Consider the following 9,553-nt stretch of genomic DNA (forward strand, 5'->3'; position numbering starts at 1 on the left):
CTCGGCCTGCTTCAGGATCGCCATGATCTGCGCATCGCTGTATTTCGATTTCTTCATCAGAATCTCCTCTTTCATCATTTGAGAAAATTCTACTTCAGCACACCCCTAAATTTCGGGAGGATTACCCAGCGAGCTTATGATTGCGTACTAGTCCGAACGGTCTTTCAACTGCTGGATCACGCTCTGGATCGAGCTCGATCTCGCGAAAAATGAAAGACCAGCGTGCCCCCCATCTGCGCGATCCTGTGCTGAGCGATAGTGACCACAAATCAGCCCGACTACTTTGGATGGTCTGTGATCCCGCTTTGGATGCCACGACCCGTCCCCCCAACCCTTTTGTAAGGAAATTACCGGCCCTCCTGAGAAGCCAGATTGAGCATAGCTGTCTATCAGGCCGTAATTGCTACCAAGCTCCCCATAAACATCGATTCCATGAATTGGTGGGTAAGCGAACACACCTTGGCGCAGAAGCGGGTAATTAAACTCTGACGTCCCAACTCTATTTACTGGAGAGTTATCTGGAAAGCCTACAAAAACTACTGGCTCGCCCGCATGTCGCGACGAAAGGTCTTCATCTGTTGCGAGGAAGTCGAGTCCGAAAGACCACGGTCTGATAAGATTTTCACCCGAATTGATCGGCAGTACGTTCGCTGGTATTTTTATTGCAGCTACATCCACTTCCATATCGTCATGGGCAAACTCAGGGTCACCTATGCAAAACCTTTGATAACCTATTGCGGCCTTGGGCGTGCCCGAGTTCACCGAGGATTGGAAGGATACATCTATTTCTTTGCAGATCGCTTGATTGATCGCCGCTTTTGGCACGTACTGAGGGTCAACAACATGTCGTGCCGTGACAAGAAAGTAGTGTGTTCTATCATAGATGAAGAAACCGGTTCCAACCCCCTTTCTTCCATCGTCATAAGTGACAGATAACCTTGCAACTGTGAGATACCAGAGCTCTTGTGGTGGCAAATAGAACAACGAAATTTCTCTCCAAATGCGGAAGATGAAACACAATGGCAACAGCAACGAGCCTAAACAATGGTTTCTTGGACGTCGATTGGCGCTTTTGATCGGTCGGTGGTAGCCCCAGCCCAAAGCGGACATCTGAGATCAGCACCAACTAACTTTGCTGATCATGCCACTCACGGATAGAGCGGCACAATGAACTCATTGCTAAACCTATGCGCGTTCCGCTGCTCAGGAAGGCAATTTCCTCAATGAACATCGGTTCGGTTTCCCCGTCTGCTATGAAATAAAAAATACCAGTCTCTTCGCCTTCGTCTCTTTCAAGGATCCAAGTTCCCAGAAATTCGCCATGACGAGTTAGTACGTCGCCTCGAGCCGCGCCATCGTCGGCTCCCACCAAGTTTATAGGGTATGTGAGTTCCATGACACCGATATGGTGTACAGCATTTGAAATGCAAACACCCGCAGCCCGAAGCGGACGTTGCCGGTTGGAAGGAAACCAGGCTTTGGTGAGGGTTAAAACTTGTTGGTCTGATGTTGTGCGGCCCGATGTGAATTTTCACTCAAACATCTAGTTTTGGCTATGCCTTCAACGGGTCAACAAGGCGCTAAAGGGAAGAACTTGGTTGTGACGGGTCGAACTCAATCGAAACTTCCGCGTAGCAACCTCAAATGAAATCTCCTCCCTTGTTCCATCGCTGTTTTCGATGAAGTACTTGTTGCAAACTTCAAATTCATCGTTGGCCGTGCGCCCGGGGCAGTCTCCTGTTTCAACAGCGGCCACTTCGGACGACAATACATTGCATTTCTTAGCGAGTAACCAATTCCTTCTGCACGTGGGATAAATCAACCCCCTGGTGTAAATGCTTACGTAGTCGGCATTTTCGCTCTTTGGGAACGCGGCTGTAATTACCTCGGAGACAGATTCGTTTGCGTCAAGCCGGTATCTGGGAAACGAAAAGGCAGCGTGTTTGGTCGCGGAACCGGCAGACCAAAGATGGTCAAACGTGTACTGATGCACTGCTTCATTTGACGGGGTTATGCGAAAACTGTCCTTACTGATTGACCGCTGCAGATCAGCAGTATGCAGTGAAAGCTGAGTGCGTGCGAAAATAAAGCTCATCTGTCTCGAGCTTTTGTTTTCGGAAGACACTCTGTAGGTCAAAAAATAGTGCGCAGAACCTCCGATCACTGTTTCACCGGAATCCAACACAGCGATATCAAGGTTAACGTGTTTTGCCGACCAGATGTCTTCTAGGAAAAAGGTATAGATCAGCCAAGCCGCTGCCACGATGGTGAACAGCACAGCAATCGTGTCGAACAAGTTCTTCTTTAGAAGGCTGAGCATGGCGGGCCTCTACAATCTATTTCTCTTGTAACTCGTGACCAAACTAAGGTGCAAACGTAATGCTCTCCACTGCCAACCTGAGGAAATTTCCCGCATCTTACGGATACAGTTCTGGATCCCCCAAAAGTCCAGCCTGCTGTCCGAACCCAGCCCTAAGCTGCCGTTGGAATTGAGTGCCAGATGACAGGTCAGCGGGACGAAGCCGCCTTTTGCAAATGCAGCTATTGCTTGTGCAGCATTTTCTCCAAATAGCTGTATCTACGACCTTCCAATATGGATCAATACGAAACTTCATCGAAGCATGCAGCAAGGGCATTCGCTATTTCGCCGTCACTAGGACGTCCCTGGAAAACCGTTTCGTAAATGGGGTCCGACGCTACTAGAGCCAGGCCAGCTGTTTGGGCGGTCAGTTGTAGAAATATGGCGCGGGTTGGCTCATCACTTCGCCAACCGTCTGCTTGGGCCTTCGCAATGGTTTGCTCATGCAGCCGAGCGTAAGCGTTGAGCTGATCTCGAAGAGCGGCGTCCGCATGACGCATCACATCTTGATTTCTAATGAGCATATGATGCGCAGGGTTTAACGTTGCCCAAGTCACATATCCCTTCGCCATTTCCCGCAGCTTCTCCAGATTGGTCAAATTGCTGCGACCCACATGCTTCGAAGCTGAACCCAAGAGAGAGTCAACGCCGTGTTGAGCAATGGCTGACAAAAGCGCGGATCGTGACGGAAAGTGCCTCATTGGAGCACTATGACTGACCCCTATTTCCCGGGCCAATCCTCGTAGGCTAAGCGCTTCAACGCCTTCTTTCTCGATGGTCGCGATTGCTTTTTTGATCAGCTCTTCTCTCAAATCTCCATGGTGGTAGGCTGAAGATGATTTTCGATTGCCGCCCATGTTGACACCGCCCACATCGATTTCTATGTTGCCGGTGCAAACATACTGCAACGCCACTTCAGTGTCCATCTGAACTGAAGCCAATCGTATGCACAGACAAAGGAAAGTTAGTCGCATGACTTCATTGCAAATGCCATTGGCGCGTGAATTTGGCTGGGATCTAAAACCGACGTCTTCGTCTGCGTTTGAGATTCACAAACGTAACAATGGACAGTTCTGTGTTGTTCTAAATCACTCACTGTTAAGGGGCGTTCGCGCTGAGATGGTCCACTGGTGGTTCTTGAACTTTCCCAATTTGCGCGTGCGGCTGCGCGACATCCCAGCATACGAAGATAAAGTCGTACCGGGATACCATCTATGGCATCCCATTGATCATCTCAGCGCCACGCTAACCGGCGATCTGGGGCCGGGCCAAACCGCAAGAACCGGATGCTCGATACATATCCAGGAAGCTATGCAGTACGATGTCTACGGTTGGAAGTACCCCGTGGATACCCAGCTCAAAGTCTTTTACGTGGGCGATGATGGATGGGCCATGGGCAAAGTGTTGCCGTTTGTTGGCCCGATTACGATGTTGCGGGTACACAATAAGGATGTTTTTGAGGGATCAGAGCATCTGGGCGTTCACTATCATTATGAAGTTGTGATCGGAGCAGGTGGCAGCGGGCTGGTTTCGAAACTGATCAACAAAAAGATATCAGACACAGCCGGACCAGATTTTTTTGATGCATGGCAACGCCACAATGTGATCGAGGTCGGAACGTTCGAGAATTTTCTCCCGGTGCTCTACGCACAGAAGGAAAACCTACGAAATTTAGAGTACGCCAAAGACATGAATCCGATGGCTGACATCAAGTCGTCGCAAAACGCCTATAACAACGATTTGTTCAACCAGCGCCTGGAGGGCTATCGGCAAGCTGATCGCGCAAGCAGCTATCAACAGTTCGACACAGCAAGTTTCATTTGACTTGGGCTCGAATTCTATAGCTGAAATCCGGCGATGTTCATCGGTTTCCAAGGACAAGTCCATTGCGCGATCCGGTACGTGACCTTTTCAAATACGCAGCGACTTGGAGGAACGTCTAGTATTTCAATTTATGTGGCTGCCGTACCAATGGGACCGCAGCATTCTCCTGCTGCGGACGCGCGCAGCGAGATTTTGACACTTCCGCTCGGGGCTCTACCTGACAAATGCTGCGTTTTGTGCGGATGTCCGGATAGCGCTCATACCCACTTCTTGCCGTGGACGCTAGCACCGCCCAGTGCGCTTCTTCTCAACCCACACAATGGCGCAAACTGCCCCTTTTTGGCGTACATTGTCCGGCATTTGGCGAGAATTGTCCTGTGCAAGCACGGGGTGATCGATCATCTTAATTCTAACAAAGCAAGCTCAGAGGGTTGAGATGACACAGGTTTTTCAAACATCAGGAACGAGCCATCCTCGAGGAGATGAGGTTTGCTGGACCTTGGCCAGTCGCACTTTGCCCCGGACTGAATATGCGAGGGCCTTGTCATGACAACAGTGAGCAATGGCACCGTCATGTCGGTCGTCGCATCAGCTTTGTCACGAGGACTATCGTTTAAGGACGTTCAAGACGCTGCCGGGATCGAGTGCAGTACATTGATGAACCCAGAGACGCGTCCCCCAGAGGATGTCATGCCGAAGATCGTTGCGCAGCTGGGTGAACGGTTTCCCGGCGAGCCAATCACACTGGACATTGCGCGGGCAGCACCATTCTCCTTCTTCGGTGGCCTTGCAGATGGTGCCCGCTACGCAGACGATCTGAGCGCTGCGATCAATCTTTTGGTCAAGAACTGCTCGGTCATTTCCGACCAGTTGGAACTGGCCTTCCATGAAAGTGAGTCCGAGGCCAAAATCATCTCAAACCATCCGATGAACCATATCGATGGTGGCCGTTCAGCGGAAATCGGGTCCGCTTTTATCGTGCGGCTGTTCACGGAATTTTTGGGAATACCGGACTGCTTCGAGCGCATCACATTCTCCCATGCACCTCACTTCGATGAGAGACACTACACGGACTATTTCGGCGTGCCTGTGGAGTTCAACGTGGATGAGATCAGCCTTGTCATCAAACCAGAGAAGCTGAATGCTCGGATCAAGCAGGCCAATGTCGACCTCTTCAACTACGTCCAGACTCACCTGTCCGGCATCAAAAAGCAGATTGCTGCAGCTAAAGAGCCGAAGGAGCTAAAAGCGCTCAGAAAAGCAGCTGCGGAGAATGCAGAGGCTGGAGTGTTCAATACCGCCAGCATCGCGGCGGCCGCCAACATGAGTGTCCGCACGGCGCAGAGGATTGCCGCAGAGCACGGCACGACCCTGCAAGCGCTGGTCGACAAAGTACGTGAGTACCGGGCATTGGAGCTTCTGCAGGACAATCGCAACGACATCGGCTCCATTGCGTTCTTGCTCGGGTATTCCGACGAGCGTGCGTTTCGTCGGGCCTTTCAACGTTGGTCAGGCCAGACGCCGTCTGACTACCGACGGCAACTCAACAAGCAGATTGAATAGGGCCTGAGCTCGGCGATCAGCGCTAAAGGCCAACCCACCAAACCTCAGCAAAGCCAAACCGATGCTCAGCACCGGACGGTCCTTTGCACCCTCAATTCACCTTGAAACCAAAACTGGGAGACACACCATGAAACTCATCTCACAAGCCGCAACCACCCTGTTTGGACTGCTCGCCGGGGGCATGTTGCTGATTGCGACCGGGCTTGTCCCGTATTGGCGCGCGCTCGACACGGTGGAATTCACAGAAGCCTTCGCAACAAGCCTACCAACCGTCGGCGGCACTATGATCGTTCTGACAGTCTTGGGAACCGGATCGATGGTTCTCGCAGCCGGACTTGCGCTCAGGAAAAAGCTGCCGGGCCGCGTTTGGCTCGCCGCCGGTGCCGCCGCCACGCTCGTTATGCTGGTCTGCGTGCCGTTCTACTTTGGGGCCGCCAATGCAGCGCTGTCAGGTGGCACACTGAGTGGAGAGGCCATCACCGACGAACTCGCTACGTGGCAGCAGATGCATTGGTTCCGGACCATCGTTGGGATCCTCGGTCTCTTCTGCGCAGTCCGCGCCGGTTACGCGCCTGAAAAGGTCGCCTGAATTTCCATAGATACCCAGAAAGGAGGCATGATCATGCTTCGTCTACAAGGCATCAACGCCATCATCGCTCTCATCACCGTATTCGCCGTGTTGCATCTGGCCTTTGTGCCCGAGGACCATACCTTCAGAACTACGTTTTCGACTCTGCTGGGCGGCATCGCCTTTCTGCTGATGACCTGCTCGGTTATCCTCGCCACCCGACTCGAAGTCTTCGAAGAGATGTTCGGCGGGTTGGACCGGATGTACCAGGTCCATCGCGTAGCAGGCACGTTCACAGCCGTATTCGCATTGGTCCATTTCTTCATCATCCCAAAGGAACTGCCCACTGGCGTCGATCCGGTTGCCAATTCGACGTTCCCTTCGGCCCAGATCGGGATGGCAGCCATGGTCCTTTTGGTGATCGGGCTCTTCGTCGCGCTAAACCGGAAGATAAGCTATTCCCGCTGGCGCAATCCACACAAAGTCATGGCACTGGTCTATGTCTTGGTGATTGGCCACTTCATGAACGCGCCGGGCATCTTTTTCGAGCGGTTCAGCGCATCTGGCTTTGTCCTGATCCTTGCGGCTTTGGTAGGCACGGTCGCCCTGGTCTACACGGCTGTCGGCATGAACAAGCGCACCGCGCAGCACTACACGATTGAAGCTGTGAACGCGTTGGAACGGGCCACCGAGGTTGTTCTGAAGCCTGTTGGGGACATGCTGAAGTTCAAGCCGGGTCAATTCGCCTTTGTGGAAATCCAGGGCAAGGGGTGGTCAGAGCCACACCCGTTCACGATCTCCAGTGCGCCAGGCGAGGATCGTTTGCGCTTCACCATGAAGGTGCTTGGCGACTGGACCCGAAAGGTGCGCGAAGAGCTTCAGCCTGGAGGAGAAGTGATTGTGCGGGGCCCCTACGGTCGGTTCGACGCCTCCAAAGCTGACGGCAAAAAGCAGGTCTGGATTGCAGGTGGCATCGGTTTGACACCGTTCCTGTCAAAGTTGCGGGCGATGGACGCAGACGATGATCGTGACATCCACTTTGCCTATGCCGCCCGGAACAAGGAAGAAGCGATCTTTCTGGAGGAGCTGCAGGCTATCGCAGCCGAGCGGGATAATCTCACCCTCTATTATTTCTTCTCTGAAGACGGCGACTTTGCCCGTGTCGACGCGGCCAAGGAACGGCTCCCCGGCGCGCTGACCGACTACGAATACTTCATCTGCGGACCCAAGCCGATGGTTGAGGGGCTGATGAAGGACCTCAAGAAGGAAGGCGTGAAGCGCGAAGCCATGCACGTCGAGGCCTTTGAATTCAGGTGAACTGTCCCGCTAGGGGCAGCTCTCAATCGATCACCACATCACAGAAGGAGAATTCTGATGACACATCCAAAGTTAACCGACATTCATCGCCGCCGCTTTCTTGCACTTTCTGCAAGTGCAGCCGCAATACCGTCCCTGCCGAGCACCGGTTGGGCGGTTGGCTCAGAAACGTACGGCTCGATGATCGGTGATGTCGAGCTGACAGTTCTGAGTGATGGCAGTCTCACGCTTCCCTCAGGCGCGCTGGCTCCAGCGGCGCCAAGAGAGGAATTCGAGGCTCTGCTGACCCGAACAATGGGCTCATTGCCTGAGACTGTAGAGGCCGGGACAAATCATGCATTGCTGCGCATCGGTGATGACTTGATCTTGATCGACAACGGGTCTGGCAATAAATACCAGCCCACCGCTGGAAGGTTGTTGGACAACCTTTCGCTCAACGAGGTCGATCCCGCTGCAGTCACGAAAGTGGTTTTCACCCATGCTCATCCCGACCATATCTGGGGCACGCTGCTGGACGACGGTTCTCTGGCCCTGCCGAATGCCACCTATTACGTTGGCGAAACCGAGTTCGAATTTTGGAGTGATCCGGCAACTGAAACCCAGATGCCGGACGAATTTAGGGCCTTTGCCGTAGGGGCGAGACGCGATCTGTTGGCAGTTCAAGATCGGGTTCAGCTTGTAAAAGAGGGCGACAGCATCGCATCCGGCATCAGTGTATTGGACACGCCGGGTCATACCCCGGGGCATATCTCCGTGGTCGTTGAAAGGGGCGAGGGATTGATCATTGCCGGAGATTCAATCGCCAGTGAGTTTGTGAGCGTTCAGAGGCCGGATTGGGCTTTCGGCTTTGACGCGATACCGGATGTGGCGATTGCAACTCGAATGGCTCTGCTGGACCGCATGGCGACCGATGGCCATCGTATATTGGGCTATCATTTTGCTTACCCCGGGATCGGACAAATTGAACGAGCATCTGACGGATATCGCTACTCTTCGGTGTGAACGTCGAACATCCAGCAATTAGCCGAACGGTTTCGTCTTTGATTGATGTCTTTCTGTTCTTCCGACGATCAGCAACCGAAACCTGAGCCAGGAGGCATCCCGGGCTCGAATGCCCGGGAAAGCGCTTTCCACGGCAACATCTCGTCGTCAACCAAATCCGTATGCAGACATTGGGTTTCATAATCTGAATGGTAGGTTGGTCCCGCGGCCTGTAAGTCGACCCTTAATCTATGCTGCGCCGCCCACGAATGGCCGAGTTTACAGCCGCGCTGCGGCTGGCCAGACAACGCACCTGCAGAGATTTTCACGCTGCGCGCGCACGCAGCACAAAATCGCAATGACCACCTCGGGCTCAATGCAGCCATCCGATGGTTTCGTTCAGGATCAGGTGCCACTGATCGGCCTTCAAGGTCTGCAACGCGGACTAAGCAGACATTCGCCGCATAGGCAAACCAGATGCAATCTAGTCCGATACCGTCTCATGACATATCCAACCCGAGACCTCATAGCTGGATAGTGAACTCTTCAATCTTTGCACACGGCTTGATCGCGTTACCTCAACCACCAAGTCGCCGTCTTCGCAGGCAGTCACAAGTGCGAAGGAAACGAAGTTGCTGTGGATGGTCTCACGGAGTTCCGGTGAAACATGTTCCTTGAACGAAATACGTGCTTTCAACACGCTACCCACTTCGGCATCAGGTTTGGTTCCTATTGCAGACCTTGCACGCTTCTAACCCAATTGGTCATCCAATCCAAATCCGTGATTTCTGCGTTTGCAAATAAGTCCGGTTTAGGCTGAGGCTGTGTGGAAACTATCTTAGTTTTTCTGGGCGCGCGTTTGGCTCTAAGATTTCGTCGATTTTCGGGTTTTGGGATTGTTTTAACGTCCAGTAGCCCGCGTGCGGACGCCTATTGCGTTT

General features: G+C 52.9%; 9 protein-coding genes. 5 read left to right on the forward strand and 4 right to left on the reverse strand.

Going from position 1 to position 9,553, the window contains the following annotated elements; all coding sequences use genetic code 11:
* Positions 1–147: 147 nt before the first annotated feature.
* The 4 genes from ACOTTU_RS24630 to ACOTTU_RS24645 form a co-directional block, all read right to left on the reverse strand.
* Positions 148–1,110 carry a trypsin-like peptidase domain-containing protein gene (locus tag ACOTTU_RS24630; RefSeq protein ID WP_425662142.1) on the reverse strand — a complete coding sequence of 321 codons (963 nt, stop codon included), beginning with the start codon at positions 1,108–1,110 and terminating at the stop codon, positions 148–150.
* Between the two features lie 16 nt (positions 1,111–1,126).
* The gene (locus ACOTTU_RS24635) at positions 1,127–1,396 is read right to left on the reverse strand and encodes a hypothetical protein (protein WP_425662144.1); all 270 of its coding nucleotides are present in this window, start codon (positions 1,394–1,396) and stop codon (positions 1,127–1,129) included.
* A 165-nt stretch (positions 1,397–1,561) separates the two neighbouring features.
* Entirely contained in the window at positions 1,562–2,320 is a 759-nt protein-coding gene (locus tag ACOTTU_RS24640; protein ID WP_425662146.1) for a hypothetical protein, read from the reverse strand.
* A 278-nt stretch (positions 2,321–2,598) separates the two neighbouring features.
* Positions 2,599–3,285, reverse strand: a complete 687-nt coding sequence (locus ACOTTU_RS24645; protein ID WP_425662148.1) for a TetR/AcrR family transcriptional regulator — start codon at positions 3,283–3,285, stop codon at positions 2,599–2,601.
* A gap of 46 nt (positions 3,286–3,331) precedes the next feature.
* Here ACOTTU_RS24645 and ACOTTU_RS24650 point away from each other — a divergent pair, with 46 nt between their 5' ends.
* From ACOTTU_RS24650 to ACOTTU_RS24670, 5 genes are all read left to right on the forward strand, one after another.
* Positions 3,332–4,183, forward strand: a complete 852-nt coding sequence (locus ACOTTU_RS24650) for a hypothetical protein (RefSeq protein ID WP_425662150.1) — start codon at positions 3,332–3,334, stop codon at positions 4,181–4,183.
* A 546-nt stretch (positions 4,184–4,729) separates the two neighbouring features.
* Positions 4,730–5,746 (forward strand): helix-turn-helix domain-containing protein, encoded by a 1,017-nt coding sequence (locus ACOTTU_RS24655; RefSeq protein ID WP_425662152.1) that lies wholly within the window; start codon positions 4,730–4,732, stop codon positions 5,744–5,746.
* A 127-nt stretch (positions 5,747–5,873) separates the two neighbouring features.
* Complete coding sequence (locus ACOTTU_RS24660) at positions 5,874–6,335, forward strand: hypothetical protein (RefSeq protein ID WP_425662154.1); 462 nt, start codon at positions 5,874–5,876, stop codon at positions 6,333–6,335.
* Between the two features lie 33 nt (positions 6,336–6,368).
* On the forward strand, positions 6,369–7,631 hold the full coding sequence (locus tag ACOTTU_RS24665) for a ferredoxin reductase family protein (protein WP_425662156.1): 1,263 nt from the start codon (positions 6,369–6,371) through the stop codon (positions 7,629–7,631).
* Positions 7,632–7,688: 57 nt separating this feature from the next.
* Positions 7,689–8,633 (forward strand): MBL fold metallo-hydrolase, encoded by a 945-nt coding sequence (locus tag ACOTTU_RS24670; protein ID WP_425662158.1) that lies wholly within the window; start codon positions 7,689–7,691, stop codon positions 8,631–8,633.
* Positions 8,634–9,553 lie beyond the last annotated feature (920 nt).

This window comes from Roseobacter sp. EG26, assembly GCF_049830555.1.
Lineage (GTDB): Bacteria > Pseudomonadota > Alphaproteobacteria > Rhodobacterales > Rhodobacteraceae > Roseobacter.